Origin of the sequence: Streptomyces sp. NPDC127177 (genome assembly GCF_042672475.1) — a bacterium.
GTDB lineage: Bacteria > Actinomycetota > Actinomycetes > Streptomycetales > Streptomycetaceae > Streptomyces.
The window spans coordinates 17,541-43,426 of record NZ_JBHXUW010000022.1 but is presented as its reverse complement, the minus strand read 5'-3'; the positions used below and the strand labels follow the sequence as shown (position 1 = coordinate 43,426).

At 71.6% G+C, this 25,886-nt stretch carries 22 protein-coding genes and 3 tRNA genes; 18 read left to right on the top strand and 7 right to left on the bottom strand.

Annotated features, from left to right (window positions below; all coding sequences use genetic code 11):
* The first annotated feature begins 43 nt into the window (after positions 1-43).
* Positions 44-130 (top strand) — tRNA-Ser (locus ACFVJX_RS15995).
* Positions 131-266: 136 nt separating this feature from the next.
* Here ACFVJX_RS15995 and ACFVJX_RS15990 read toward each other — a convergent pair.
* The gene (locus ACFVJX_RS15990; protein WP_384124869.1) at positions 267-1,148 is read right to left on the bottom strand and encodes a bifunctional DNA primase/polymerase; all 882 of its coding nucleotides are present in this window, start codon (positions 1,146-1,148) and stop codon (positions 267-269) included.
* 312 nt (positions 1,149-1,460) lie between these two features.
* On the opposite strand from ACFVJX_RS15990, the gene ACFVJX_RS15985 reads away from it, so the two are divergent.
* The 8 genes from ACFVJX_RS15985 (at position 1,461) to ACFVJX_RS15950 (ending at position 9,671) form a co-directional block, all read left to right on the top strand.
* Positions 1,461-1,772 carry a hypothetical protein gene (locus tag ACFVJX_RS15985; protein WP_384124871.1) on the top strand — a complete coding sequence of 104 codons (312 nt, stop codon included), beginning with the start codon at positions 1,461-1,463 and terminating at the stop codon, positions 1,770-1,772.
* Between the two features lie 280 nt (positions 1,773-2,052).
* Positions 2,053-3,228 carry an acyl-CoA dehydrogenase family protein gene (locus tag ACFVJX_RS15980; protein ID WP_384124873.1) on the top strand — a complete coding sequence of 392 codons (1,176 nt, stop codon included), beginning with the start codon at positions 2,053-2,055 and terminating at the stop codon, positions 3,226-3,228.
* The gene (locus tag ACFVJX_RS15975; protein ID WP_384124875.1) at positions 3,225-4,178 is read left to right on the top strand and encodes a bifunctional MaoC family dehydratase N-terminal/OB-fold nucleic acid binding domain-containing protein; all 954 of its coding nucleotides are present in this window, start codon (positions 3,225-3,227) and stop codon (positions 4,176-4,178) included. Before ACFVJX_RS15980 ends, ACFVJX_RS15975 begins: the two co-directional genes overlap by 4 nt.
* A gap of 1 nt (position 4,179) precedes the next feature.
* Positions 4,180-5,220, top strand: a complete 1,041-nt coding sequence (locus ACFVJX_RS15970) for an acyl-CoA dehydrogenase family protein (RefSeq protein ID WP_384124878.1) — start codon at positions 4,180-4,182, stop codon at positions 5,218-5,220.
* A complete protein-coding gene (locus ACFVJX_RS15965; protein ID WP_384124930.1) occupies positions 5,217-5,612 on the top strand; it encodes a MaoC family dehydratase in 396 nt (131 codons plus the stop codon). The genes ACFVJX_RS15970 and ACFVJX_RS15965 overlap by 4 nt, the downstream gene beginning before the upstream one ends.
* Positions 5,609-6,775 (top strand): lipid-transfer protein, encoded by a 1,167-nt coding sequence (locus tag ACFVJX_RS15960; RefSeq protein ID WP_384124880.1) that lies wholly within the window; start codon positions 5,609-5,611, stop codon positions 6,773-6,775. The genes ACFVJX_RS15965 and ACFVJX_RS15960 overlap by 4 nt, the downstream gene beginning before the upstream one ends.
* Before the next feature lie 485 nt (positions 6,776-7,260).
* Complete coding sequence (locus ACFVJX_RS15955; RefSeq protein WP_384124932.1) at positions 7,261-7,830, top strand: SigE family RNA polymerase sigma factor; 570 nt, start codon at positions 7,261-7,263, stop codon at positions 7,828-7,830.
* A gap of 191 nt (positions 7,831-8,021) precedes the next feature.
* Positions 8,022-9,671, top strand: coding sequence for a long-chain fatty acid--CoA ligase (locus tag ACFVJX_RS15950; RefSeq protein ID WP_384124881.1), 1,650 nt, complete (start codon positions 8,022-8,024; stop codon positions 9,669-9,671).
* A 131-nt stretch (positions 9,672-9,802) separates the two neighbouring features.
* Here ACFVJX_RS15950 and ACFVJX_RS15945 read toward each other — a convergent pair whose 3' ends face one another.
* Both ACFVJX_RS15945 and ACFVJX_RS15940 read right to left on the bottom strand, forming a co-directional pair.
* Positions 9,803-14,308 (bottom strand): PAS domain-containing protein, encoded by a 4,506-nt coding sequence (locus tag ACFVJX_RS15945; protein ID WP_384124883.1) that lies wholly within the window; start codon positions 14,306-14,308, stop codon positions 9,803-9,805.
* A 212-nt stretch (positions 14,309-14,520) separates the two neighbouring features.
* On the bottom strand, positions 14,521-14,988 hold the full coding sequence (locus tag ACFVJX_RS15940) for an SSI family serine proteinase inhibitor (protein WP_384124885.1): 468 nt from the start codon (positions 14,986-14,988) through the stop codon (positions 14,521-14,523).
* Between the two features lie 225 nt (positions 14,989-15,213).
* On the opposite strand from ACFVJX_RS15940, the gene ACFVJX_RS15935 reads away from it, so the two are divergent.
* The 3 genes from ACFVJX_RS15935 to ACFVJX_RS15925 all read left to right on the top strand — a co-directional run bounded on the left by ACFVJX_RS15935 (position 15,214) and on the right by ACFVJX_RS15925 (position 16,486).
* A tRNA-Ser gene (locus ACFVJX_RS15935) sits at positions 15,214-15,304 on the top strand.
* Between the two features lie 270 nt (positions 15,305-15,574).
* Positions 15,575-15,647, top strand: a tRNA-Arg gene (locus tag ACFVJX_RS15930).
* A gap of 404 nt (positions 15,648-16,051) precedes the next feature.
* Positions 16,052-16,486, top strand: a complete 435-nt coding sequence (locus tag ACFVJX_RS15925; RefSeq protein WP_384124887.1) for a signal protein — start codon at positions 16,052-16,054, stop codon at positions 16,484-16,486.
* A 176-nt stretch (positions 16,487-16,662) separates the two neighbouring features.
* Here the strand turns inward: ACFVJX_RS15925 and ACFVJX_RS15920 are convergent, their stop codons facing one another.
* Positions 16,663-17,637 carry a zinc-binding dehydrogenase gene (locus ACFVJX_RS15920; RefSeq protein WP_384124889.1) on the bottom strand — a complete coding sequence of 325 codons (975 nt, stop codon included), beginning with the start codon at positions 17,635-17,637 and terminating at the stop codon, positions 16,663-16,665.
* Positions 17,638-17,885: 248 nt separating this feature from the next.
* Between ACFVJX_RS15920 and ACFVJX_RS15915 the strand changes: the two genes are divergently transcribed.
* Positions 17,886-18,074, top strand: a complete 189-nt coding sequence (locus tag ACFVJX_RS15915) for a hypothetical protein (RefSeq protein ID WP_384124891.1) — start codon at positions 17,886-17,888, stop codon at positions 18,072-18,074.
* Between the two features lie 45 nt (positions 18,075-18,119).
* On the opposite strand, the gene ACFVJX_RS15910 is transcribed toward ACFVJX_RS15915, so the two are convergent.
* Together ACFVJX_RS15910 and sigJ are read right to left on the bottom strand one after the other, a co-directional pair.
* Entirely contained in the window at positions 18,120-19,391 is a 1,272-nt protein-coding gene (locus ACFVJX_RS15910; RefSeq protein ID WP_384124893.1) for an NAD(P)/FAD-dependent oxidoreductase, read from the bottom strand.
* Positions 19,392-19,484: 93 nt separating this feature from the next.
* Complete coding sequence (gene sigJ / locus ACFVJX_RS15905) at positions 19,485-20,432, bottom strand: RNA polymerase sigma factor SigJ (RefSeq protein ID WP_384124895.1); 948 nt, start codon at positions 20,430-20,432, stop codon at positions 19,485-19,487.
* 85 nt (positions 20,433-20,517) lie between these two features.
* Here sigJ and ACFVJX_RS15900 point away from each other — a divergent pair, with 85 nt between their 5' ends.
* Positions 20,518-20,769 (top strand): hypothetical protein, encoded by a 252-nt coding sequence (locus ACFVJX_RS15900; RefSeq protein WP_384124897.1) that lies wholly within the window; start codon positions 20,518-20,520, stop codon positions 20,767-20,769.
* A gap of 18 nt (positions 20,770-20,787) precedes the next feature.
* On the opposite strand, the gene ACFVJX_RS15895 is transcribed toward ACFVJX_RS15900, so the two are convergent.
* Positions 20,788-21,039 (bottom strand): hypothetical protein, encoded by a 252-nt coding sequence (locus tag ACFVJX_RS15895; protein ID WP_384124899.1) that lies wholly within the window; start codon positions 21,037-21,039, stop codon positions 20,788-20,790.
* A 245-nt stretch (positions 21,040-21,284) separates the two neighbouring features.
* Here ACFVJX_RS15895 and ACFVJX_RS15890 point away from each other — a divergent pair, with 245 nt between their 5' ends.
* The 4 genes from ACFVJX_RS15890 (at position 21,285) to ACFVJX_RS15875 (ending at position 25,872) form a co-directional block, all read left to right on the top strand.
* The gene (locus tag ACFVJX_RS15890; protein ID WP_384124901.1) at positions 21,285-22,253 is read left to right on the top strand and encodes a DUF2797 domain-containing protein; all 969 of its coding nucleotides are present in this window, start codon (positions 21,285-21,287) and stop codon (positions 22,251-22,253) included.
* Positions 22,254-22,525: 272 nt separating this feature from the next.
* On the top strand, positions 22,526-23,398 hold the full coding sequence (locus ACFVJX_RS15885) for an amidohydrolase family protein (protein ID WP_384124934.1): 873 nt from the start codon (positions 22,526-22,528) through the stop codon (positions 23,396-23,398).
* A 148-nt stretch (positions 23,399-23,546) separates the two neighbouring features.
* The gene (locus tag ACFVJX_RS15880) at positions 23,547-24,287 is read left to right on the top strand and encodes a response regulator transcription factor (protein ID WP_384124903.1); all 741 of its coding nucleotides are present in this window, start codon (positions 23,547-23,549) and stop codon (positions 24,285-24,287) included.
* Entirely contained in the window at positions 24,280-25,872 is a 1,593-nt protein-coding gene (locus tag ACFVJX_RS15875; RefSeq protein WP_384124905.1) for an ATP-binding protein, read from the top strand. The genes ACFVJX_RS15880 and ACFVJX_RS15875 overlap by 8 nt, the downstream gene beginning before the upstream one ends.
* Positions 25,873-25,886 lie beyond the last annotated feature (14 nt).

The following is a 25,886-nucleotide window of genomic DNA, read 5'->3' as shown; positions in this document are numbered from 1 at the left end:
GGCTGTCCTCGCGTCGAAAGCAGGTCCTCGACCGTCGGCGCGGGGTGGGTTGCCCGAGCGGCCTAAGGGAACGGTCTTGAAAACCGTCGTGGCAGCGATGTCACCGTGGGTTCAAATCCCACACCCACCGCAGATGAACGGCCCCTGACCAGGTGAATCGGTCGGGGGCCGTTCGCATGCCCGGCTCGCATCGGCCTGCCCGGCTCGCATCGGCACGCATCGGCACGGGCCCGCATCGAATCGCATCGGTCCGGCCCGTGACGGCGTCAGTGCGGCGGTTGGCAGCGGGTTGTGGTGAGGCGGGCCGCGGAGGCGATGGTGGCGCGGGCCTCGTGTTCGGGGAGGCCGGTGCTGATGGCGGCCTCGGTGAGGTCGTTCGCCAGGGTTTCGCCGAAGCCGTGTTCGTAGGCGCGGCAGGCTGCCCAGAAGAGCCGGGTGTTGCGCTGGCCCTCGTCCGCCGCGAGGACGAACCGGATCAGCCCCCTGCCTCGTTCGTCGGGGTGGGTCGGGTGCCGGTGGTGGCGGGCGGGAGGTGTCAGCAGCTCGAGCAGGGGGCGGGGGCAGGGGGCCGGGGGGAGGCTGCCGGTGCCTGGGAGGAGTCGGTAGCTGCCGTGGGCGGTCACCGAGCCGGGGCCGACCAGGTAGCCGCCGGTGCCCCGGACGTCGATGCCGGGGGCCAGGCGGCCGGCGGAGTTCGGTACGGCCACTCCGGGCGGGCCGGCCAACCAGATGTGGCGGCCGCCGCTGGGGGTGAGCACCGTGACGGTGGGCGGGATGGTGAAGGCGTGCTGGACGCCCAGTCCGCGGAGGGCTGCCGGAGAGTCGTTCCGGCCGGTGGTGTCGATGTCGAGGTCGATGCCGATGAGGTGGTGCGGAGCGCGGCCGCAGGCGATGCCGTAGCCGGTGGCCCAGGGCGCGGCGGCGAAGAGGGCACGTACGGCGGCGGGGTCGGTGGTGGCGTCGTGGACGCCGTGTCCGGGCAGGCCGCAGGCGCCCCGGCAACTGCTCGGGCGGTCCTCGCCGTGGTGCGGGGAGCGCAGGGCGGGGAGCTTGCTCGCGGACAACGGGATGACGGGGAGCCCGTGTTCGGCCGCGGACAGTGCGTGGGCCAGGGCCAGGGTGGAGGTTCGCCGGTCTGTGATGGCCATGACTCTATGTTCGTACTAACGTTCGAATATGGGAAGAGGGAGAGGGGTTCGAAGGTGGTGTGCGGAGTGATGTGGCGTAACGCTTCTCCTCGCGCGCCGCAAGGGTTGTGTATGTACGCGAGGCTGACCTGGGACTTTGTGATGTCTGGGGGTTTATCGGCGCTTCCTCACGCTTGCGAGGGAATCGAAATCCATGGGCGGTTCGCCGGGGTGGCCGTGGGCAACCTTGATCTCGCGACGTCGCACCACCACCCGGACGGTCGGCCAACTGGCCCGGGATCAGCCTTACTTTCGGTTCCTGGAGGAATAGACATGGCAAGCATCCGTACCGCTCGCGCCCTCGCCGTTGTTGCCGCTCTGCCCCTCGCCGCCGTTCTCTTGAGCGGAGTGGCCCAGGCCGACAACGGCTCGTTCGCGAACGACGGATCGAACGCGGGTGTGGCGACGATCAGTGGCAGTGGTGTCGGCGGGGCCAACCTCGGCAATTCGTCCACCTCGCAGCAGCAGGCCGTCGGTGACGGGGCGTCGAACACGAGCACGTCCGCCCAGGTGAGCGGCTCGGCGTTCACCGCCATCGACCAGTCCAGCCACGACGTCGCGGTGAACTTCACCAATCTCTGGTGATCCAGTGCCTGCTGCGGCCGGTCGGGGGGCCGGGTCGCAGTTGGGGGAACGACGGCCTGCGCGGCGCCACTTCGGTGGCGGCGCGCGGGCCGTCGTCGTTCTCGCGGAGGCCGTTGTCGTTCTCGCACGGGAGGTGACGGGAGGCGGGAGACGTGGGATGGGACGCGGGTGCGGGCGAGAGGGTGCTGTCGGGTGCCTTGACAGTCGTACGGGAACTGACGGACAGTCAGAAACTCAGTCAGGAGACTGATCCGCAGCCACGTCCCGGGAGGCAGTCGTCGTGCACCTGGCCCCGACGGAGCGCCAGCTACAGCTGCGCGCCGAACTCCGCGCCTACTTCCGCGATGTGATGCCTGACCCGGCTGGCCGCCCCGGCCCGGGGGCCGAAAGCCCGGCCGAACAGCGGCGGCTCCTGCGCCGCATCGGCGCGGACGGGATGCTGGGGCTCGGATGGCCGGTCGAGTACGGCGGGCAGGGGCGGGGCGCCGACGAACAGTTCGTGTTCTTCGACGAGGCGTACCGGGCGGGTGCCCCCGTCTCGATGGTCACCCTCAACACGGTGGGCCCCACCCTCATGAAGTACGGGACGGCGGCGCAGAAGGAGTACTTCCTGCCGCGGATCCTCGCCGGGGAGATCGTCTTCGCCATCGGCTACAGCGAGCCGGAGGCCGGCACCGACCTGGCCGCTCTGCGCACCAGAGCCGTGCGGCAGGGCGATTCCTGGGTCATCGACGGGCAGAAGATCTTCACCAGCAACGCGCAGAACGCGGACTGGATCTGGCTCGCCTGCCGCACGGATCCCGAGGCGCCCAAACACCGGGGCATCTCCATCATCCTCGTGCCGACGGACGCGCCCGGCTTCTCCTGGACGCCCATCGAGACCGTGGGCGGGCTGACGACGACCGCCACGTACTACGACGGCGTTCAGGTTCCCGCCGCCGGGCTGGTCGGCGCGGAGAACGAGGGCTGGGGGCTGATCACCAACCAGCTGAACCACGAGCGGGTGGCGCTGGCCGCCATCGGCATGCAGGCCGAGGACTTCTACGACGCGGCGCTCGACTTCGCCCGTACGCCCGATCCGTTGACCGGTCGGCGTCCCGTCGATGAGCCCTGGATTCGTTCCAGGCTGGCCGAGGCCTATGCCCGGCTGGCGGCGACACGCTTGCTCAACTGGCGTCTGGTCGGGGATGTCGGCGCCGGTGCGCTGGCCCCCGGCGATGCGAGCGGCGTGAAATTCGTAGGCACCGAAAGCGCCGTAGAGGTGTATCGAATGTGCCAGGAAATCACCGGCGACGCGGGGCTGATCCGCGGCGGTTCACCCGGCTCCTTCGGGGACGGGGAGCTGGAGCGGATGAACCGGGCGGCGCAGATCAACACCTTCGGGGGCGGGGTGAGCGAGGTGCAGCGGGAGATCGTCGCGACGATGCGTCTCGGCATGAGGAGGGGGAAACGGTGACGGACGGGCAGGGCGCGCCGGACGAGCTGTACGAGCGGCTCAGGGCGTACGAGGGCCGGGCGGCCGCCGCCGCAGGCAGCGGAAAGGACCTGGTCAACGAGGCGATGATCAGGCACTGGTGCGAGGCCGTGGGGGATACGAATCCGGCGTACACCGGTCCGGACGCCGTTGCACCGCCGACCATGCTGCAGGCGTGGACGATGGGCGGCCTGTCGGGGCACACGGACCGGGGAGCGGCGTACGACGAACTGTTCGCCCTGCTCGACGGTGCGGGGTACGGGTCGGTGGTCGCGACCGACTGCGAGCAGGAGTACCTGCGGCCCCTGCGGCCCGGCGACCGCATCACGTTCGACGCGATGATCGAGGCGGTGTCCGAGCGGAAGACGACGAAGCTGGGCACGGGCTACTTCATCACCACACGCATGGACGTCAGGGCACAGGACGAGCCGGCCGGGACGCACCGCTTCCGGATCCTCAAGTACCGGCCGGCGCAGGCGAAGAGCGCCGGGAAGCCGGAGGAGCGACGGGGCCGCGGGAACCTGCGGCCCCGGCCGGTGGTCAACCGGGACAACGCCGGATTCTGGCAGGGCGTCGCCGACCACCAGCTGCTGATCCAGCGCTGCGGGGCGTGCGGCACTCTGCGCTTCCCCTGGCTGCCCGGCTGCAACCCGTGCGGATCGTCCGAGTGGGACACGGTCGAGGCATCCGGCGACGGCACCGTCTTCTCGTACGTCGTGATGCATCACCCGCCCTTCCCCGCGTTCAGCACGTCCGATGAGGCCGGACCGTACGCGGTGGCGCTGATAGAGCTCGCTGAGGGCGTCCGCATGGTCAGCAACGTGATCGGGGTGCCCTACGACAAGGTGCGGGTGGGCATGCCGGTGAGGCTGGAGTTCCTGCGCACGGACACCGAGTTGGAGCTTCCGGTCTTCCGGGGGAGTGAGGGCTGACATGGATTTCGCACCCACTGAGGAGCAGGCAGCGGCACAGGGGCTCGCCGCGCGGATCTTCGGGGATCTGTCGACGCATGACCGCTTGGCCGCGGCCGGCACCGGCACGGACGCCGAGTTGTGGAAGGAGCTCTGCGCCGCCGGGCTGCCCGGAGCGGTGGAGGAGATCGGCCTCCTGGGGCTGGTGCTCCTCCTGGAGGAACAGGGCCGGACGACCGCGCAGGTGCCCTTCGCAGCGAGCTGTGTGTACGGGCTGCTCGCCGTCGCAGAGCACGGTACGGACGAGCAGCGCGAGCGGCTGCTGCCCCCGCTCCGGGACGGCACGGCGGTGGCGGCGGGGGCGTTCCCGGCACGCTGTTCCGTACGGGCGGATCCGGAGGGCCGGCTGAGTGGCACGGTGCCGCTGGTGCCGTGGCTCAGGGAGGCCACCCATGTCCTGGTCGTTGCCGCGGACCGGTCGCTGTGGATCGTGCGGACCGCGGATACCGGTGTACTGACCGCGCCCGTGGAGACCACCGCCCCGTGGTCGGCGGGGCGGCTCGTGCTCACCGGCGCTCCGGGGGAACGGCTGGGCGGACCGAAGGCGTACGGGGAGGTGCTGGCCATGGCCCGGACGGCGTTCGCGGGGCTGCAGGCGGGAGTGTGCGCCGGTTCGGTGGCCCGTGCTGTCGAACACACCGGCACACGCGAACAGTTCGGACGACCGCTCTCGACCAACCAGGGCGTGCTGCTGCGAGCGGCCGACGCCCATATGGACACAGAGGCGATACGTGTCACGGCGTACGAGGCGGCGTGGCGCCGCGACCGGGCGCTGCCTTACGCGGCGCAGGCGCTGACCGCCGCGTGGTGGGCGTCGGAGGCGGGCAAGCGGGTCGTGCACGCGGCGCAGCATCTGCACGGAGGTACGGGGGCCGATCTCGACCATCCCGTGCACCGGCACTTCCTCTGGGGACGTCAGCTCGACGCCCATCTCGGCTGCGGCAGCGAAGTGCTTCAGGAACTCGGCGGACTACTGGTGGAGGAGGGATCGGGGCCGTGGTGAAGGTCGGCGAGGAGCTGGCACCGCTGGAGATCGCGGTGACCCGCACCCTGATCGTCGCGGGCGCGGTCGCCTCCCGCGACTACCAGGACGTGCACCATGACGCGGAGCTGGCACGCCAGAAGGGGTCGCCGGACATCTTCATGAACATCCTGACGACCAACGGCCTGGTCGGGCGGTACGTCACCGACCACTTCGGGCCCTCGGCCGTGCTCAGAAGGGTCGCCATCAGGCTGGGCGCCCCCAACTACCCCGGCGACACCATGGTGCTGAGCGGCAAGGTGACCGCCGTCGGTGACGACGGGACGGCCGAGGTGTCGGTGGTCGGCGCCAACGGGCTCGGCAGACATGTCACCGGCACGGTGACCATCGGCGTCCCGGAGGGATCCGCATGAGCGTGCGCAGGGCCGATTCACTCGGCGGGCGGGCGGCCGTGGCCGGCATCGGGGCGACCGAGTTCTCCAAGGACTCCGGCCGCAGCGAACTCAAGCTCGCCGTCGAGGCCGTCCACGCTGCGCTTGACGACGCGGGGCTCGGCCCCGCCGATGTCGACGGACTGGTCACCTTCACCATGGACACCAGTCCGGAGATCACCGTCGCCCAGGCGGCCGGCATCGGCGAGCTGTCGTTCTTCTCCCGCGTCCACTACGGCGGCGGGGCGGCCTGCGCCACCGTCCAGCAGGCGGCCCTCGCCGTGGCCTGCGGGGTGGCCGACGTGGTCGTCTGCTACCGCGCGTTCAACGAGAGGTCGGGCCGGCGTTTCGGCTCCGGGGTGCAGCAGCGGGAACCCACGGCCGAGGGTGCGGCGCTCGGCTGGAATCTGCCCTTCGGGCTGCTCACGCCCGCCTCCTGGGTGGCCATGGCGGCACAGCGGTACCTGCACTCCTACGGGCTGACGCCGGAGGCCTTCGGCCATGTCGCGGTCACCGACCGGCGCCATGCCGCGCGCAACCCGGCGGCGTACTTCTACGAGAAGCCGATCACCCTGGCCGACCACGCGGCGTCCCGCTGGATCGTCGAGCCCCTGCGGCTGCTGGACTGCTGCCAGGAGACCGATGGCGGACAGGCGGTCGTCGTGACGAGTGCGGAGCGGGCGAAGGACCTGCGGCAGCCGCCCGCGGTGATCGTCGCCGCCGCTCAGGGCGCCGGGCGGGCGCAGGAGCAGATGACCAGCTTCTACCGTGACGGGCTGACGGGACTGCCGGAGATGGATGTCGTCGCCCGCCAGCTCTGGCGGAACTCCGGCCTCTCCCCCGCCGATATCGATGTGGCGATCCTGTACGACCACTTCACCCCGTTCGTGCTGATGCAACTGGAGGAGTTCGGATTCTGCGGACCCGGTGAGGCAGCCGATTTCATGGCGGCCGACGCACTGCCCGTGAACACCCATGGCGGCCAGCTGGGGGAGGCGTACCTGCACGGGATGAACGGCATAGCGGAGGCCGTCCGGCAGATCCGGGGCACTTCGGTGAACCAGGTATCCGGGGCGGCCCGGTCCCTGGTCACGGCCGGCACGGGGGTACCCACGTCCGGCCTCGTGCTGGGCCGGGCGGAATGAACGGGGTCGTCGGGTGGTGCTGGGCGGAAGAGCGGGGCGGCCGGGTGCTGACGGGTGAACCCAGGCGGTCGGCGCCGGGTGTGCCCGGGTCCGGGGGCCGGTCCGTCCATCCGTCCATCCGCCCACCGGCCCATCCGTCCGGCCCCGGCACAGCCCTCGGGGCGACCCTGAGTCCTCCGGTACAGCCCCTCCACCTACAGGAGGTGGAAGGGGGACCGGCCCTACACCCTGAGGCGGACGCGGTTTCGGGACCTGGGGGCGATCCCCGAGGGGGCGCCCGCTCCTAGCGTGGAGGCATGACCACGCCAGTCTGCACGGACACCTCCAGGGGAGCCGTTGCCAACGCCGGACGCACGCCGCACACCTCGCATGCGCCGCTGACCCCACACGCGCCGCCCGCCGGGCACCCGCCGCACGGGCCGACACCCGCACGGCATACATCGGTCGCTCCGCACACACCGGGCGCTCCGCACTCGCCGGTCGCGGTGCCGCGCACGCCGTCCGCCACGCGCACGCCGTCCGCCACGCGCACTCCGTACGGCGCACGTGCGCCGTACGTCCCGTACCCGTCGTTCACGTCGTTCGTGAAGGCACGCGGGCCGGTGCTGCTGCGCGCGGCGCGCTCGCTCACCGCGAATCCCAGCGATGCCGAGGACCTGCTGCAGACGGCCCTCACCAAGACCTACGTCGCCTGGGAGCGGATCGAGGACCACCGGGCCCTCGACGGCTATGTCCGCCGCGCCCTGCTGAACACGCGGACCTCGCAGTGGCGCAAGCGCAAGATCGACGAGTACGCCTGCGACGAGCTGCCCGAGCAGGAGACGGTTCCCGGGCCCGACCCGGCCGAGCAGCAGTCGCTGCACGACGCGATGTGGCGGGCCGTGCTGAAGCTTCCCGACCGGCAGCGGGCGATGGTCGTCCTTCGCTACTACGAGGACCTCAGCGAGGCACAGACCGCCGAGGTGCTCGGCGTATCCATCGGCACGGTCAAGAGCGCCGTGTCCCGGGCGCTCGGCAAGCTGCGGCAGGACCCGGAGCTGACCCCGGTCAGGTGAGTCCCCGGCCCGGCGGAGCGCGTCGCCCCTGGTCATGGACATGACGGAGGTAGGTTCGACCCTTGTGCCCGTCTGGTGTGATTTTGCCGGACGCCACCGATTCGTACGCCCGGGAGTAGTGACATACCACTCGGTATGTGCGCAGAATCAGCGGAACCTTACTGCCGCGTAGCGCCCACCGGGAGGACGCCGTGCTCAGCACCATGCAGGACGTACCGCTGACTGTCACCCGCATCCTGAACCACGGGATGACGATTCACGGGAAGTCGCAGGTCACGACCTGGACCGGAGAGCCCGAGCCGCAGCGGCGCAGTTTCGCCGAGATCGGCCGGCGGGCCAACCAGCTCGCCCACGCCCTGCGGGACGAACTCGGCGTCGACGGGGACCAGCGTGTCGCCACACTGATGTGGAACAACGCCGAGCACGTGGAGGCGTACCTCGCCATCCCGTCCATGGGCGCCGTGCTCCACACCCTCAACCTCCGGCTCCCCGCCGAGCAGCTGGTCTGGATCGTCAAGCACGCCGACGACAAGGTCCTCATCGCCAACGGCTCCGTGCTGCCGCTCCTCGCGCCGCTGCTCCCCCAGCTGACGTCGCTGGAGCACGTGGTCGTCGTGGGGCCCGGTGACCGTTCCCCTCTCGACGGCTTCGCGCCCCGGGTCCACGACTACGAGGAGCTGATCGCCGGCCGTTCCACCGGCTACGACTGGCCGGAGCTGGACGAACGCCAGGCCGCCGCCATGTGTTACACCTCCGGCACCACCGGGGACCCGAAGGGCGTCGTCTACTCCCACCGTTCGATCTACCTGCACTCCATGCAGGTCAACATGACCGAGTCGATGGGCCTGACCGACAAGGACACCACCCTGGTGGTCGTCCCGCAGTTCCACGTCAACGCCTGGGGCCTGCCGCACGCGACGTTCATGGCCGGCGTCAACATGCTGATGCCGGACCGTTTCCTCCAGCCCGCTCCGCTCGCAGACATGATCGAGCGGGAGAGGCCGACCCACGCCGCCGCGGTCCCCACCATCTGGCAGGGGCTGCTGGCCGAGGTCACCGCCCATCCGCGCGACCTCACCTCCATGGCGCGCGTCACCATCGGCGGCGCAGCCTGCCCGCCCTCCCTCATGGCGGCGTACGACAAGCTCGGTGTCCGCCTCTGTCACGCCTGGGGCATGACGGAGACCTCGCCGCTCGGCACGATGGCCAACCCGCCCGCCGGACTGACCGAGGAGCAGGAGTGGCCCTACCGCATCACGCAGGGCCGCTTCCCGGCCGGTGTCGAGGCGCGGCTGGTCGGCCCCGGTGGCGAACACCTCCCGTGGGACGGGAAGTCGGCCGGTGAGCTGGAGGTGCGCGGCTCCTGGATCGCCGGTGCGTACTACGGCGGTGCGGGCGGCGAGGCGCTGCGGCCCGAGGACAAGTTCAGCGAGGACGGCTGGCTGAAGACCGGTGACGTCGGGGTGATCAGCGACGACGGCTTCCTCACGCTCACCGACCGCGCCAAGGACGTCATCAAGTCGGGTGGCGAGTGGATCTCCAGCGTCGAGCTCGAGAACGCCTTGATGGCGCACCCGGATGTGGCCGAGGCGGCCGTCGTGGCCGTCCCGGACGACAAGTGGGGCGAGCGCCCGCTGGCGACCGTGGTCCTCAAGGAGGGTGCGAGCGCCGACTACCAGGCGCTGAAGGCGTTCCTCGCGGAGCAGGGCATCGCCAAGTGGCAGCTGCCCGAGCGCTGGTCGGTGATCGCGTCCGTACCGAAGACGAGCGTCGGGAAGTTCGACAAGAAGGTGATCCGCAAGCAGTACGCGGAGGGCGGGCTGGACATCACCCAGCTCTGACCCGACCTGACCCGACCTGATCCGGCCGGGCTCGCCGGGACCGAGGACGTGAAGAGGGCGGTACGGGAAGGGGCCCCGTACCGCCCTCTCCACGTCCCCGCACGGTACGCCCGCATCCGTTCCGCGAGCGGTCAGTTCGTGCCGATCTTCGCGAGCAGGTCGACGATGCGGGCCTGCACCTCGTCGCTCGTCGAGCGCTCCGCGAGGAAGAGCACGGTCTCGCCCGAGCTGAGCTTGGGCAGGTCCGACTGGCTCATGTCGGCGGAGGTGTAGACGACCAGGGGCGTGCGGTTCAGCTGGCCGTTGGCGCGCAGCCAGTCGACGATCCCGGCCCGGCGGCGGCGTACCTGCATCAGGTCCATCACCACCAGGTTGGGCCGCATGCGGGTCGCGAGCGCGACCGCCTCGCTGTCGGTCGCGGCACAGGCGACCTGCATGCCGCGGCGTTCCAGCGTCTGCGTCAGCGCGTACGCGATGTCCTCGTGCTCCTCGATCAGGAGGACCCGGGGCGGGTGCTGTTCGCTGTCGCGCGGGGCGAGTGCCTTCAGGAGTACGGCGGGGTCGGCGCCGTACGCCGCCTCCCGTGACGCCTGTCCCAGACCGGCCGTCACCAGGACCGGCACCTCGGCCGCCACCGCCGCCTGGCGCAGCGACTGGAGCGCCTTGCGGGTGATGGGGCCCGTCAGCGGGTCCACGAACAGCGCGGCGGGGAACGCCGCGATCTGTGAGTCGACCTCCTCGCGCGAGTGCACGATCACCGGCCGGTAGCCGCGGTCGCTGAGCGCCTGCTGGGTGGAGACATCGGGTGCCGGCCAGACGAGCAGTCGGCGCGGGTTGTCCAGCGGTTCCGGCGGCAGCTCGTCGTCGACGGGCTGCGGTGAGGGGCGGTTGGCGACCTCGACCGCGCCTCCGGGACCGTCCAGCAGCTCCGGCCCCTCGGCGGCGCCCTCGTCGGGTGCGCCTATGGCGTACGCGCGTCCTTCGGCGGCCGGAGCGGACATCAACTGCCCGGAGCCCGAGCCCTGCACGGTGCCGCCCGTGCCGCCGGGCCCGGTGCCGCCGTCGGCAGGCTGCGGTCCCCCCGGCTGCCGGTCACTCGGCTGCGGATCACTCGGCTGCTGGTCCACCGGCTGCGGGTCACTTGACCGCGGGTCCACCGGCTGCGGTGTCGCGGGCGCCTGCGGGGCGGTCCGGTCGGCCGGATCGATCCCCGGCGGGGCGGATAGCTTGCGGCGTCGGCCCGCGCCGCCGAGCGTCTGGTTCTGCTGGTGCGCGATGTGCTGGGCGAACGGCACGCCCTGCCCGAGCGTCCGCACGCTGAACGCCCGCCCCTGCGTCGAGTCCGAGGACCCTCCGGGCATGGGTGCCTCGGCGGGCAGCGGCTGCCTCCGCGCGTCCGGCCCGGGAACCAGCGTCCGCGGACGGGTCTCGTCGGGGCCCGCGGGGCCTTCGGATCCGGAGGGGCCGGTCGGGCCCTCGGCACGGCCGGAGCCGCGGGCGTTGCCGGCCGACGCCGTGCCTGTGGTGTGGGTGGTGTGGCCTGCCTCCGGCCACTCCGTCCCCTCGTCGGGCTGCTCACCGGCGGGTCCGGTCATCGCAGCCCCGGCCGGAACCCGGTCCGGGTCCGGTACGCCGTCCTGGGCCCAGTCCCCCTCGTCCTCCTGCTCCCAGGCGCCGGGCATCGCGGACGGTGCCGGCGGCGTGGACGGGTGAGCGGGCGCGGACGGGACGGCCTGTTCGGGCATCGCGAAGGGGACGGCCTGCTCGGGCCGGCCGGGTGTCCCCGGCCGCGGCGGTGCCGCGTGCGCGTCCGCGCGCCGGGCCCGGCGCCTTCCGGTCGGGAGCGGGTGTGCCTGCGGCGGGGTGTGGTCCTGGTCCGGCGCACCGGAAACGGAGTCGTGACGCCCCGGGAGCGAGGCGTCGGCATCGGCGGCGGGCGGCAGCCGGTCGGCGTCGGCGGGCGGCAGCGCGAAGGGCACCCTGGGTCCGGACGGCTCGGCCTGAGCGGCCCGGTCCTGTGCGGCGGAGAGCGCGCGCCGGGCCCGTCGCCCGGTCGGCTGCTGCCGCGCGGGCGCGGATTCGGGAGCGGACGCGCCGGCGCGGGACCCGTGAGCCCTGGTCTGCGTCCGAGCGGCGTCGTCGAGGTCGGAGTAGGCCGCGGGGCCCGCGGATTCCACGGCGTTCACCGACGGCATGGCGGCGGGAAGGGCCAGCCGGCCCTCGCCGCCGTGCTGCGCCCGGTGACCGGCGGCCGGCACCGGCATCGGGCTCTCGGCCGGAACGCCCTGCGGCGGTACGGTCTGCCCGCGCTGCCGGCGGCCTCCGGCAGCGCCCTCGGCCGCCGTCACCACGGAACCCTCGGACGGAGCCGCGGCGGGCAGCGCCAGGGCCTGTCCCGGCCCCTGTTGGGCCTCGGCGCCCCGGGCACCGGTCTCCGCCGGGCTGGGCCGGCCGCGCCTGCGCCCGGAACCCTCCCCCTGCTGGGCCGGAACCGGCTCGTGCGGGTTCGGCCCCGGGTGCTCGTCGGCAGCCGCGGCCGCGGACGGCTCCACGGACTCGGTGACAGCGCCGGGGGCGGACTGGCGCCTGGCACGGCGTCGCCCGGTCGGTTCGGCGGCCCCGGTGTCCTCGGGCCGGTCCCCACCCTCTGAACCGCCCACAGGGCTCTCCAGGAAGGCATCCGTGGACGACCTGCGCGCCCGGCGCCGCCCCCCGCCGGTCCCTTCCGTCTGATGAACCTGAGGGACCTGAGGGACCTGTTCACCCTGAGGAACCCCCTCAACCGGAGCGACCTGCTCGACCTGCTCGACTTGAGGAGCTTGAGGAGCGTGAGGAAGCCCCAGGGCCTGTCCGTCTCCCGAAGCCGGCGCACCCTCCGGACCCATCGGAGCACCCGGACCCGGCGGAGCCATCCCTACCGGAGCGTCCGGGGCCATCGGCGGCATCACGGTCCCCGAGCCCGCGCCCAGCGGTACTTCGAGGACGTACGCGCTGCCGCTCATCCCCGGCATCTCATGTGTCTGGAGCACGCCGCCGTGCGCCCTTACGATCCCGCGCACGATCGGCTCGTGCACCGGGTCTCCCCCGGCGAACGGCCCGCGCACCTCGATCCGTACGACATCACCGCGCTGCGCCGCGGCGACGACGACCGTGGAGTCGACATAGCCGCCGCCAGGCACGAGCCGGGCCTTGCCGGTGGAATCGACGCCGGCGACATCCGCGACCAGGTGCGCGAGCGCCGTCACCAGCCGTCCCGCGTCGACCTCGGCCTCGATCGGCGGCGCGTGCACCGCGAACTGGGCGCGGCCGGGGCCGATCAACTCGACGGCAGCGTCGATACCGGCCGTCACCACGCCGTCGAGCAGCACGTTCGTCTTGACGAGTGCCTCGGAACCGCCGTCCAGACGCTGGTAGCTCAGCACGTTGTCGACGAGGGTCGTCATCCGCGCGTAGCCCGCGGCCAGGTGGTGCAGGATCTGGTTGGCCTCGGGCCACAGCTGGCCCGCGGGATCGGCGGCGAGGGTGGACAGCTCGCCGCGCAGCTCCTCCAGCGGCCCGCGCAGCGATTCGCCGAGCACGGCGGTCAGCTGGCTGTGCCGAGCGGACAGGTCGGCGAGTTGCCCGGCCTGTTCCTCCATCCGCTCGGTCTGCTCCTCGATCGCGGAGGCGTACCGCTCTGTCCGGTCGGCCAGCTCGGCAGCGTGCAGGTCCGTCAGCCCGGCGATCTCCGCGGAGTGGTTCGCGGTCAGCTCGGCGACGGCGGCGGTGTGGTTCGCGGTCAGATCGGAGACCTCGGTCGAGTGCTGCTCGCCGAGTTCCTCGTAGGGCCTGCGGTCGGTGAACGTCATGACCGCGCCGACCAGCTGGTCACCGTCGCGCACGGGCGCCGTGGTCAGGTCGACCGGCACCTGCGCGCCGCTCTTGGACCACAGGACCTGCCCGCGCACCCGGTGCTTGCGCCCCGACCTGAGGGTGTCGGCGAGCGGCGACTCCTCGTACGGGAACGGCTCGCCCTCGCCGCGCGAGTGCAGGATCAGGGGGTGCAGCTCCTGGCCGCCGAGGTCGGTGGCGCGGAAACCGAGGATCTGGGCGGCGGCGGGGTTGACCAGGACGACCCGGCCGTCCGTGTCCGTACCGACGACACCCTCGGACGCCGCCCGCAGGATCATCTCGGTCTGCCGCTGCGACCGGGCCAGCTCGGCCTCGGTGTCGACGGTGCCCGACAGATCGCGTACGACGAGCATCAGCAGCTCGTCACCCGTATAGGTGCCGTTGTAGCTCGTCTGGACGTCGCTGTAGGCGGCCTGCCCGTCCTCCAGGCTGGCGCTGGTCACCTCGACGGGGTACTCGTTGCCGTCGGTCCGCCGCGCGGTCATGCGCGTGGGCTTGGTCCGGCCCCGCTCGTCCGCAGCCTCCGGCCTCCGCATCGACCCCGGGATCAGCTTGGAGTCGAACTCCGGCAGCAGATCGAGCAGTCCGCGTCCGACGAGCGCGGTGCCCGGCGTCTCGAACATTTCGAGGGCGATGGTGTTGGCGTTGACGACCGTACCGTTGCAGTTGACGAGCAGAAGCCCGTCCGGAAGGGCGTCGAGTATGGCTGCGAGGCGAGCAGCGCCTCGGGATGGCCTGCTGCTCACGACGACGCTTCCTCCCTGATTACTGCACCTTGCCGACAGCGGCCCCATCTTGCCCCTCGGGCCTCAGGCTGTCACTGGAGGAGTCTAAAGGCAGGGGAGGGGCAAGGGGCGGCGGATGAGGGGGAGCTCTCACCAAGGTTCTGTGCATACGGTGTACGACTCTGGCCCATTACGTGCCCCTTGCGCCGCCCCCTGGAGGGCGCAGCCGCTGCTCAGCGCAGGTTCGGCAGCACCGGGCGCAGCCCGTTCCAGCGGGCGATCTCGCACCCGTTGGTCCGGTCGAACGTGGCATCGACGCTTCGCCCCTGCCAGCTACCGGTGACCCGGGCGGTGGCCGGCCCGCCGAACTGCTGGGTGCACATCGCGTCCCCCGGCACCGGCGCGAACGGGTCCGCGCCCTCGCGCGGAAGCTGCGCCAGCCGGTCGCACGCCTGCTGCGCCACGGGGTGGCTGCCACCCGCCGGCTCGCACTCCAGCTCGTAGCTGCCGTCCGCCTCCGGGTTCCCCGATCCGGTGACGACGACCGTCAGATGCGTCCGGCCGTCGTCACCCTGGAGCACGGGCAGCGACAGCGGTAGCGGGAGCACCGGCAGGGGACCGCCGGACGCCGTCGCGGCGGGGACGGTGGCGGAAAGCGCGGCGAAGGACACGACAGCGGTGAAGGCGAGGCGACGCAGCATGCGAGCTCCTGTGCTCGTGCACGTCGGCGACCATGGCCGCCGACGGAGGGGAACGGCGGGGGCGGCGCCCCCACATCACTAACGCTCCGCACGCCACGGCGTTGCGCAACCGCGGGCACTTTGCTCTGGCGGCCGACTGCCTAGTACCGTAGGCGTCGATTGGTGGCGCGGCGAGCAGCTGTGTCATCATCTGCACGCACCACCCGCGCTGGCGCGGGGTGTGCTGGAGGCGTCGCCTAGTCCGGTCTATGGCGCCGCACTGCTAATGCGGTTTGGGTCTTAAAGCCCATCGAGGGTTCAAATCCCTCCGCCTCCGCGTGATCACCGAAGCCCCGAGCCACTGGCCGGGGCTTCGGTCGTATCCGCGCCCGGGTCGTCCGGCCCGGCGCGCGCTCGTCCTGGACCGGTCCGGGGCAGGGGGCGTGAGCAGGCGTGGAACGGGCGGGGACAGGTCTGCGTCCGGACGCCGCCGAACGGGTGTTTCCACAGCTCAGCAGCGGTAGGGCTAATGGATTTCGCCTGACGCCGCAGGTCATGTAATGTTGTTCTCGCAACGCCGACGGGGCAGAAAAGTCCAGGACGCCAAGCACTCGTAGCTTAACGGATAGAGCATCTGACTACGGATCAGAAGGTTGCAGGTTCGAATCCTGCCGAGTGCACAGCAGGCGAGAGGCCCCCAGGAGAAATCCTGGGGGCCTCTCGCGTTGCCCGGACGGCCGCGTTGCCCGGACGGCGGCGAGGTGCAGCAACGGGCTCGAAGCGGGCCCGGTCCCAAACTCGTGGATAGGGTGTCCGCTCACGTCGCGTCGGCGGTGATGCCGAGGCGGCGTGTACGGCCGGAGGGGGCTATATGTGGTTCAGAGTTGGGGCGGCGGGCCTGACAGCTGTTGTGCTGGCGGCGACGGCGGGGTGCGGGTCACGGGCAGCCGGAGGCTCGGGGCACACGGTGGGGCCGGCATCGGCGAGCACCGCGCCGGTGGCGGAGAACGGGAAGCTCCCTTCCGCGGAGTTGCAGGGCCGATGGTGGACATGGGCTGCCTCGGAGCCCAAGGCGACCAGCCCTGTGGCTGACGCGAGCGGGAAGATGTGCGGGCGCAACCAACCGCCCGATGTGTGGTTTCTGGCCGGCACCCCCGGCGGTCGGGCCGTACGAGCGTGCGACATTCCCTCCGGTCGTCCGATCGCTGTGCCTGTCGTCAATCTGGTCGGAGACCACCGGAGCTGTGCGGCCTTCATGGGGAGCGCGCAAGGGACCCTGGCACTCGACGGCAAGCCGGTGAAACCGGAGACCTACGAAGGTGACCCGATCACGGTGGAAGGCGTTCAAGGCAACCAGGTCACCGGGGAGGAAGGGCGCTTCACAGCTACGGGGTGCGGTCTTTGGGCGCAGCTTCCGTCCCTGGCTCCCGGCCAGCACCTGCTGAAAATCCATGGTCAGTCGGGCGACTTCTCCGTCGACGTGGACTACATGTTGAGCGTCGGCGCCTCATCGGCCTGAGGGGCTGTCCCGTAAGCGTCGGCACTCACTCTTCGAGTTGGGGCACTGTTTGGCCTGTCCTGCCGTTCCGGCGCGGTCGCATGCCCGGCCGCAAGACCAGCCCGGGGCGCGATCGCGTCGTCCCGGCCGCACGAGGAGGGTCCGAAGCCACCGCCCGGGAGGGCCGTGTGGCCGGGTCAGGCGATACGCAGGATCACCTTGCCGGTGAGTCCGGGCCGGTCGAGGAGTTGCCCCGCACGTTCTGCCTCGCTGAGGTCGAGGACCGAGTCGATGACGGGGCGCACGTCGTGGGTTCGCAGTAGGCCGGGCAGGGCTTCGCGCAGCCGGGCGGTGAGGGCGTGCAGTTCGTCGGCCCCGCGGCCGCGGAAGGTGGTGCCGATCAGCTGTATCCGGCGGGCGGCGAGCGTTTCGAGGTCGAGGTGGGCGTGCGTCCCGGCGAGCCGTCCGATCTGCACGATCCTGGCGCGGGGAGCGGCGGCGCCGATGAGGCCGGCGAGGACGGGTCCGCCCAGGTGGTCGAGGCATACGTCGAAGGCGTCCGGACCGAGCGCCTGGGCGATGTCCTCGGAATCCGTGTTGATGACCCGGGTGGCGCCCAGCTCGCGCAGAAGGCCCGCCTTGGCCTCGGAGCGGGTGGTCGTGATGACCGTGCGGGCGCCGAGGGCGCGGGCGAGCTGAACGCCGATGTGACCGACGCCGCTGGTGCCACCGGTGATGAGGACGCGGTCGCCGGGCCGGAACTGCGCTGCCCCGGTCAGGGCGTCGTATTCGGTGAGGAGTGCGCTGGGCAGGCCGGCGGCGGCGACGAGGTCCAGGAGGTCGGGCGCCGGCAGGAGGAGCCGGTGGTCGACGGCGACCAACTCGGCGCAGGCGCCGCCCGTCTGTGCCATGACGTACTGACCGGCCGCGATGCCGGTGACATGGGCACCGACCGCCCGCACTCGACCCGCCATCTCGAACCCGACGCGGTCCGGTGCGACGTTCCAGTCGGCGCTGGACGGGACGTAAGCGCCTTCGCGCATCAGTAGGTCGGCGCGGTTCAGCCCCGCGTTGGCGACCTCTACCAGCACCTGGTCGGGGGCAACGACAGGCGGCTCGATTTCGGTCACGGTCCACGCGGGCGGTGTGCCGGTGGTCAGGAGTGCGCGCATGGGGCGATTGTCGCCGACAGCTACGGCTCACCGGCATAACGGGTGTGGTCGCCCGTGTGGTCGCCCGTCGTGTTCGGGGAACGTCTTGGTCTCCATCTCCTCGCGGCAGCGCCGGTGGTGGTTTTTGGGCGTGCGCCCGATCGCCGTCCGGCGTGAATGAAGCGCGCCGGTGCGTAGTCCCTGGTGGCAGTTGCGGCCGGTACGGTGCTGCCTCTTAAGGAAGCGCGGGGGGCGGGTGGTTACGCGGCATGAGCCGACGACGGTATGTGGCCAGAGGAGTGCCGGGCGGATATCGCATCTGGGACAACAGAGGCGGCCGATGGTGGGGCGATCACTATGAGCTCTGCCCCGATGACCTCCTCGCGGCGTTGAACCGTGGTGCCGACCACACGCAGCTCACCGCGCTGCTCAAGAGGTACCGGGCACAGAAGCGCTGAGCAGCTGTGCCCGGCACGGGCCAGGGCCCGGCGCGCTGCGGTGGGTCAGGCCTCGGCGTTGACGGCGTTGACGGTTGCAGGCTCCTGGGCGCCCGCCCGGACGACTCGGCGGCGGCGGGTCGGCACGCCGAAGGTCGGGTTGGCTACGCCCCAGGCCGCGCCCTTGCAGACCAGTTCCTTGTAGAACGCGGCGAACCGGCCCGTCACGGCCGCCCGGACCGCGCGGTCGTCGGCGGTGACGTACTGGATCACGCCCTCCTTACGGCCCAGTGAGATGCACTGGTTGAAGTAGCGGAGCGGTGTGTGCGGGGGCTTGGTGCCCGTCAGGCGGGCCGCGATGCCGTCGGCGGCCTGCCAGGCCGTGGGGATGCCCGAGGCGCACGACATCCGCAGTGGCTTGTCGCCGGGGCCCATCACCATGGCCGCGTCGCCGATGGCGTACACGTCCGGGTGCGAGACCGAGCGCATGGCCCCGTCGACCACGATCTGGCCGGTGCCGGTGACTTCCAGGGCGGTGGCCTTCGCGATCGGGTGGACGGCGAAACCCGCGGTCCACACGGTGACCGCGCCCGGGATGGACGTGCCGTCCGCGGTGGTGACGTGGTCGGTTCCGACTCCGGTGACGGCGGTGTCCTCGTGCACCGTGATGCCGAGCTTGTCGAAGACGTGGCGCAGGTGCCGGCGGCCCTTGGGGGAGAGCCAGTCGCCGAGTCCGCCGCGGGCGGCGAGGGAGACGTCGAGGTCCGGGCGGGCCTCGGCCACCTCGGTGGCGGCCTCCAGGCCGGTGAGCCCGCCGCCGACGACGACCACGGGCTGTCCGGCTTCCAGGCGCGCCAGGCGCTCGCGCAGACGGAGGGCCCCCGGGCGGCCGGCGATCTCGTGGGCGTGCTCGGCGGTGCCGGGGACGCCCTGGCTGTTCCAGCCGCTGCCCAGCGCGTACACCAGGCTGTCGTACTCCAGCTCCAGCTCCTGGTGCCCGGAGCCGGAGCCGACGCCGTCGTTGCGGTTGCGGTTGCCGTTGCGGTTGCCGCTGCCGCTGTCCGCGTCCCGGACGGTGACGGTCTTGCGGTCGACGTCGATGCCGGTGACCTCCGCGCGCCTCAGTTCGACGCCGGTGCCCGCGAACATCTTGCTGAAGGGCCTGGGCCTGAGATCCTGGCCGACGGCGAGCTGGTGCATCCGGACCCGCTCGACGAAGTCGGTCTCGGCGTTGACGACGGTGATGGCGACATCTTCGCGGTGCAGTCGCCTGGCGAGGCGCCCGGCGGCGGTGGCTCCGGCGTATCCGGCTCCGAGGATGATGATTCGGTGCTGCATTTCCCTGCTCCTGTCTCGCGCGGGTTCGCCCCTTGAACCGGACAGCCGGGCGTTTCCTGACAGGAGTGGAATGTGACGTGAGTCACATTGATGTCAGAAGGCGTGGAGCAGGGGGTCTCCGTGGTCGTCGGCCGCCGCCCACAGCCGCGTCGCGCGTTCGAGCTTGTCGGGGTTGACCTGGTTGCGGAACGCGGCGATGCCCTCGTCGGTGATCTCCAGGCACATGATGCCGACGACCCGGTCCTCGACGACCGCGACGACGGCGGGGGCTGCGTTGGCTGTCGTCGCGTAGAGCGCGGGGGACCCGCCGGCCAGGGTGCGCTTGGCCTCGCTGGGTTTGAACAGTCCCCGGAGGAACTTCGAGACCGCGAGTGCGCCGCCGAACGCCTTGGCCCTCGCCGGGACCTTGCCGCCGCCGTCGCCGACGGAGACCACGTCTTCGGTGAGCAGCCGTACGAGCGGCTCGGTCCGGCCACTGGTGGCGGCGGCGAGGAACTCCTCGACGATCCGCCGGGTGGCGGCCTCGTCGACCTCCGCACGGGGCTTGCCCTCCGCGATGTGCTTCTTGGCGCGGTGGAAGATCTGCTGGCCGGCGGACTCGCTGATGTCGAGGATCTCGGCGATCTCCCGGTGCGAGTGGCCGAACGCCTCGCGCAGCACGTACACCGCCCGCTCGTTGGGCGAGAGGCGTTCCATGAGGGTGAGCACCGCGTACGAGACCGATTCGCGCTGTTCGGCGGTGTCGGCGGGGCCGAGCATCGTGTCCCCGGCGAGCAGCGGTTCGGGCAGCCACTGGCCCACATAGGTCTCGCGCCGGGCGCGGGCCGACGTCAGCTGGTTGAGGCAGATGTTGGTGAGGACCTTCGTCAGCCAGGCCTCGGGGACCTCGATCCGGTCGACGTCGGCGGCGTGCAGGCGCAGGAACGTGTCCTGCACGGCGTCCTCGGCTTCGCTCGCCGAGCCGAGGAGACGGTAGGCGATGGCCTCCAGACGCGGCCTGGACGCCTCGAACCGGTCCACGTCCTGCACGGTCAGGTCCATGCCCCGAATCCTAGTCCCGAGCTCGTTGATGCTCCTATTGCTCGTCAAGCGTTCTGAGGCACGAGGCGCAAGGTACTTTCGCTGCATGTCACTGACTCCCGACGACGAAGTCCGCAGTCGCGACGAACTGGTCTCCTTCGTTCGAGAACTGCGTCAGGACTACCTCCGCAGGGGACACGAATGGGAGAACCAGAGCCTCGACCGCTTCCTTGAGGCTCTTGCGGCATGGATGCATGACTCGCCGGGCTGGTACCAGAACGTTGGGAAGGAGCTCCCAGAAGGCGGGGACTGGACCTTCCTGGCCAGAGCGCTTCAGGCCGCCACTGTCTATGAGTGAAGTGTTCGCGTCTAACGGTCAGGCCGCGTGGAGCCAGTCGCGGTAGGCGTGGGTGAGGTTGGCGTCCCGGCGGATTCCGCGTTCGAGGGTGGAGATGGTGGCGGGCCAGACGCCGAAGTGACGGGCGACGGCGGCGGTGGTGGCGAACTCGGCGTCCGCGAGGTGGCCGCCGTTGTCGCTGATCACTGCGACGTGAATGGTGTCGGCATGGGAGTCGGCCCCGCCGAACACGACCTGGTCCGCGGCGCCCTCCACAACCTCTGATGTCATGCTGATACTGCCTTCCCAGCCGAAGGTGGGCGCCGGCCGGGTGGCGCAGACAGGACATTGAGGGGGCTTCTGACCAAGCTCCTATCAGGTCATGTTCCGCCCGGCCGGAGCCATGAGAACAGGTCCCGGCGGCCGGACAGAACAACTTGAGGACAGCCCAGCAGGGCGTCAGTCAGTGCCCGAGCCACGGCCACCGGAACCTGAGTATCAGCATCAATGTCAGTGCCCGGTCGTAGGGTTCGCGCATGGACTGGCAGTGCACCGGCCTGCGGTGGCCCGAGGAGCGGGGTGGGCCCGTGCTCGGGTGGCGGAGGGGGCGGGAGGTCCGGGGGAGCGCGCTGACGTACGGGACGGAGTTCGGGTTCCGGGCCACGGGGGTGCGGAGCTGTTCCGGCGCCCGGGGAAACGTGTGCCCGCTGGGGGCCGTGGTGTCCGCGCGGAGCACCGGGGGGCGGTGTCCGGAGTGCGGGCGGCTGGACCGTGCGCACTCGGTGGCTGCCGACACGATCCCCGATGACCCACGGACGTACCGCGTGTACCTGGCCTGGTTCGGGCCCGGGATGGTGAAGGTCGGGATCACGGCCGAGGCGCGGGGCGCCGCCCGGCTGCGGGAGCAGGGAGCGGTGGTCTTCAGCTGGCTGGGGCGCGGGCCGTTGATGGCGGCGCGGCGGGCCGAGGAGCTGCTACGGGCGGCGTTCGGGGTTCCGGACCGGATCCCGTACGCGCGGAAGCGGGCGGTGCGGGCCGGGCTTCCGGTGGCGGCCGAGCGGGCCGGTGAGGTGGCGGAGCTGTACGGGCGCGCCGTGGCGCTCGACGGGGGCGGCTGGCCGGAGGCGCTGGAGCGGCTGCCCTTCGAGGCCGTCGACCACGCGGGCCTCTTCGGGATCGCTGGGACCGCCGCGAGCGGTGGCATCGGTGAGGTCGGTGGCATCAGCGAGTCACGTCTCGGTGAGTCCCGTGGCCCCGGTGAGGCGTGCGGGCGGGCCGGGGCTCTGCGGGCGGTGACCGGGCTGGTGGACGGGGGTGCGGTCGCGGGGCGGCTGGTCGCTGCCGCCGGGCCGGATCTGCATCTGAAGACCGGTACGGACGGTGTCGTCGTGGTGGACACCCGGCTGATGACGGGCTGGACGCTCGCTGCGGCCGGCCCTGACGCCGGGGTGAGTGTGCCGACCGTGGATGCCGGGGGCGGCGCGTCGCAGGGCGGGTTGTTCTGAGATCGTCGGGGCGATCGAAGGAGGAGCGGCGTATGGCTGACGAGCGCGTGCCTGGTGAACGCTTGCGTGACGGGCGGGTGCGTGACGAGCGCGTGCCTGGCGAGCGTGTGGGGTACGAACACGCGCCTGACGAGCAGCCGCCTGGCGGGCGCGCGGGATGCGAGCGCGTGTCCGACGAGCGGCCGCCTGGCGAGCGTGCGGGGCACGAACCCGCGCCTGACGAGCGTGCGGGGTGCGGGCACGTCTCCGGCGGGCGGGTGCGGGACGAACCCGTGGGTGGCGAGCGCGACGACGTCCTGCGGTTCACGCAGCGGCTCGGGCTGCCGGGGCTCATCGACGTCCATACGCACTTCATGCCGGAGCAGGTACTGCGCAAGGTCTGGGCCTACTTCGACGCCGCCGGTCCACTGACCGGGATGGAGTGGCCGATCACCTACCGGCGGGACGAGGACGAACGGCTCGCGCTGCTGCGGTCGTTCGGTGTGCTCCGGTTCACCTCGATGCTCTACCCGCACAAGGCGGGCATGGCGGCCTGGCTGAACGGCTGGGCGGCCGGGTTCGCCGAGCGGGTGCCCGACTGTCTGCACACCGCGACCTTCTTCCCGGAGGAGGGCGTGGAGGCGTATGTGACCGAGGCCGTCGAGACGGGCGCGCGGGTTTTCAAATCGCACCTCCAGGTCGGGGCGTACGACCCGAACGATCCGCTGCTGGAGCCCGTGTGGGGGCTGCTGGCCGAGGCCGGCGTCCCGGTCGTCATGCACTGCGGGTCCGGGCCCGCCCCCGGGAAGCACACCGGCCCCGAACCGGTCGGCCGGCTGCTCGCCCGGCATCCCCGGCTGCGGCTGATCGTGGCGCACATGGGCATGCCCGAGTACGCGGAGTTCCTGGCGCTCGCGGAGACGTACCCGCAGGTGCGGCTCGACACGACGATGGCGTTCACCGACTTCGTGGAGGACTTCACTCCCTTCCCGGTGGCGGAGCGGGGGCGGCTCGCGGCGCTCGGGGACCGGATCCTGCTGGGGACGGACTTCCCGAACATTCCGTACCCGTACGCCCACCAGTTGCACGCCCTGGAACGGCTGGAGCTCGGCGACGACTGGCTGCGGGCCGTCTGTCACGACAACGCGAAGGCTTTGTTCGACTGAGGCGGCTCGTGAGGCGGCGGCTCGTGAGGCCGCTCGTGAGGCGGCAGGCGGTGGTGAGGCGCTCGTCGTTCCGGCCCGCAGGGGCTTTCTCAGGGAATTCACAGAATCGGGAAAGAACTCTCTCAGGGGCGTCTCACAGGGTTGAGGCATGACGACGACGACCTCGCCCCAGGGGCGCACCGAACTGCTCAGGCCGGACCGCAGCCCCGTCCGGGTCCTGGTCGTGGACGACGAGGCCCCGCTGGCGGAGCTGCTCTCCATGGCCCTGCGTTACGAGGGCTGGGACGTGCGCAGTGCCGGGGACGGGGCCGGTGCCGTCCGTACCGCCCGGGACTTCCGGCCCGACGCGGTGGTCCTGGACGTGATGCTGCCCGACATGGACGGCCTCGCCGTCCTGAGCAGGCTGCGCCGGGAGCTCTCCGACGTACCCGTGCTGTTCCTGACCGCGCGGGACTCCGTCGAGGACCGGATCGCCGGGCTCACGGCCGGCGGCGACGACTACGTCACGAAGCCGTTCAGCCTGGAGGAGGTCGTGGCGCGGCTGCGCGGCCTGATCCGGCGCTCCGGCACGGCGGCGGTGCGCAGCGAGTCGACGCTCGTCGTCGGCGACCTGATGCTGGACGAGGACAGCCACGAGGTGAGCAGGGGCGGCGTCGGCATCCACCTCACCGCGACCGAGTTCGAGCTGCTGCGATTCCTGATGCGCAACCCGCGCCGGGTGCTCAGCAAGGCGCAGATCCTGGACCGTGTCTGGAACTACGACTTCGGCGGCCAGGCCAACGTCGTCGAGCTCTACATCTCGTATCTGCGCAAGAAGATCGACGCCGGCCGGACGTCGATGATCCACACCCGGCGCGGGGCGGGGTATCTCATCAAGCCCGGTGAGTAGCCGCGTGCGACGGCTGGGCAGGGGGCCGTGGACCCTGCGGACCCGGCTCGTCGTCTCCGCCGTGACGCTGATCGCGGTCGTCGCGGCGGTGATCGGCACGGTCACCGCCATCGCCTTCCACAGTTACATGTACGGGAAGCTGGACGACCAGCTGCGCGATATCGCCGTCCGGGCCGAGGGGATGCCCGGGACGCCCGGCCCCGACGGGCGCAAGGACAAGGAGCCCCTGGGGTTCATAGGCGGTGGAGGCCAGCCCCTCAAGACGTTCGGCGCCGTGCTCACGGACAGTGCCGTCACCTCCTCCCTGGTGGTGAAGGCCGACGGGCCGGGTGTCCAGCCGAGCAACGAACCGCTCACCGAAGCCCAGCAGGAGGCCCTGGAGACGGCCCACGTCCCGGTGGACCGGAGCGCGCACGACGTCGAACTGCCCGGACTCGGCGGCTACCGGGTCGAGGCCGTCCCGGCGAGCGACGGCAGGACCGTACTCGTCGGCATCCCCACCACCGAGGTAAGCACGGCCCTCAGCACCCTGATCCTCGTCGAGGTGTGCGTGACCGGGGCCGGGCTCGTCGCCGCCGGGATCGCGGGCGCCGCCATGGTCACGGTCGCCCTGCGTCCGCTGCGCCGGGTCGCCGCCACCGCGACACGGGTCTCCGAGATCCCGTTGCACAGCGGCGAAGTGGCCCTGTTCGAACGCGTCCCGGAGACGGAGGCCGATCCGCGTACCGAGGTCGGCCAGGTCGGCGCTGCCCTCAACCGGATGCTGGGGCATGTCGGTTCGGCCCTGGACGCCCGCCAGAAGAGCGAGATGCGGGTCCGGCAGTTCGTCGCCGACGCCAGCCACGAGCTGCGCACCCCGCTCTCCTCGATCCGCGGGTACGCCGAACTGACCAGGCGCGGCCGGGAGAACACCGGACCCGACACCCGGCACGCCCTGGGACGCATCGAGTCCGAGGCGGAGCGCATGACGGGCATGGTGGAGGACCTGCTGCTGCTCGCCCGGCTGGACGCCGGCCGGCCGCTCAGTTACGAGAGCACCGATCTGTCACCGCTCGTCATAGACGCGGTGAGCGACGCCCGCGTCGCGGGCCGGTCCGCCTCGCCCGACGGGCCCGCGTCCACCCACCACTGGCGGCTCGAGCTGCCCGAGGCGCCCGCGACCGTACGGGCCGACCCGACCAGGATCCAGCAGGTGCTGGTCAACCTGCTGGCCAACGCCCGTACGCACACCCCGCCCGGGACGACGGTCACGGCCCGGGTGCGGGCCGGGGCCGGGCATCCCTGGGTGACGTTGGAGGTCCGGGACGACGGGCCGGGCATCCCGCCCGAGCTGCTGCCGCACGTCTTCGAACGGTTCGCGCGCGGGGACGCCTCGCGCTCCCGGCACGCCGGGTCGACGGGGCTCGGCCTCGCCATCGTGCAGGCCGTCGTCGCCGCGCACGACGGTGTCGTCGAGGTGCGTTCGGTGCCCGGGGACACGGTGTTCGCCGTCCATCTGCCGGCGGACGCCGGCCACCCGGGAGAGCCGGGCGCGGGAGGCCTCTTCCACTCACAGGGGGACCACAGGCTCAGCACAAGGGTGTGACAGCGCGGTTGGCG

Bases quoted from the DNA above. Each gene is read 5' to 3' on its own strand.
- sigJ (WP_384124895.1), bottom strand. From the start codon at position 20,432: ATGGACCTGACCGTGCAGGACGTGGACCGGTTCGAGGCGTCCAGGCCG.
- ACFVJX_RS15900 (WP_384124897.1), top strand. From the start codon at position 20,518: ATGTCACTGACTCCCGACGACGAAGTCCGCAGTCGCGACGAACTGGTC.
- ACFVJX_RS15890 (WP_384124901.1), top strand. From the start codon at position 21,285: ATGGACTGGCAGTGCACCGGCCTGCGGTGGCCCGAGGAGCGGGGTGGG.
- ACFVJX_RS15915 (WP_384124891.1), top strand. From the start codon at position 17,886: ATGAGCCGACGACGGTATGTGGCCAGAGGAGTGCCGGGCGGATATCGC.
- ACFVJX_RS15960 (WP_384124880.1), top strand. From the start codon at position 5,609: ATGAGCGTGCGCAGGGCCGATTCACTCGGCGGGCGGGCGGCCGTGGCC.
- ACFVJX_RS15920 (WP_384124889.1), bottom strand. From the start codon at position 17,637: ATGCGCGCACTCCTGACCACCGGCACACCGCCCGCGTGGACCGTGACC.
- ACFVJX_RS15990 (WP_384124869.1), bottom strand. From the start codon at position 1,148: ATGGCCATCACAGACCGGCGAACCTCCACCCTGGCCCTGGCCCACGCA.
- ACFVJX_RS15910 (WP_384124893.1), bottom strand. From the start codon at position 19,391: ATGCAGCACCGAATCATCATCCTCGGAGCCGGATACGCCGGAGCCACC.
- ACFVJX_RS15940 (WP_384124885.1), bottom strand. From the start codon at position 14,988: ATGCTGCGTCGCCTCGCCTTCACCGCTGTCGTGTCCTTCGCCGCGCTT.
- ACFVJX_RS15970 (WP_384124878.1), top strand. From the start codon at position 4,180: ATGGATTTCGCACCCACTGAGGAGCAGGCAGCGGCACAGGGGCTCGCC.
- ACFVJX_RS15985 (WP_384124871.1), top strand. From the start codon at position 1,461: ATGGCAAGCATCCGTACCGCTCGCGCCCTCGCCGTTGTTGCCGCTCTG.
- ACFVJX_RS15880 (WP_384124903.1), top strand. From the start codon at position 23,547: ATGACGACGACGACCTCGCCCCAGGGGCGCACCGAACTGCTCAGGCCG.
- ACFVJX_RS15895 (WP_384124899.1), bottom strand. From the start codon at position 21,039: ATGACATCAGAGGTTGTGGAGGGCGCCGCGGACCAGGTCGTGTTCGGC.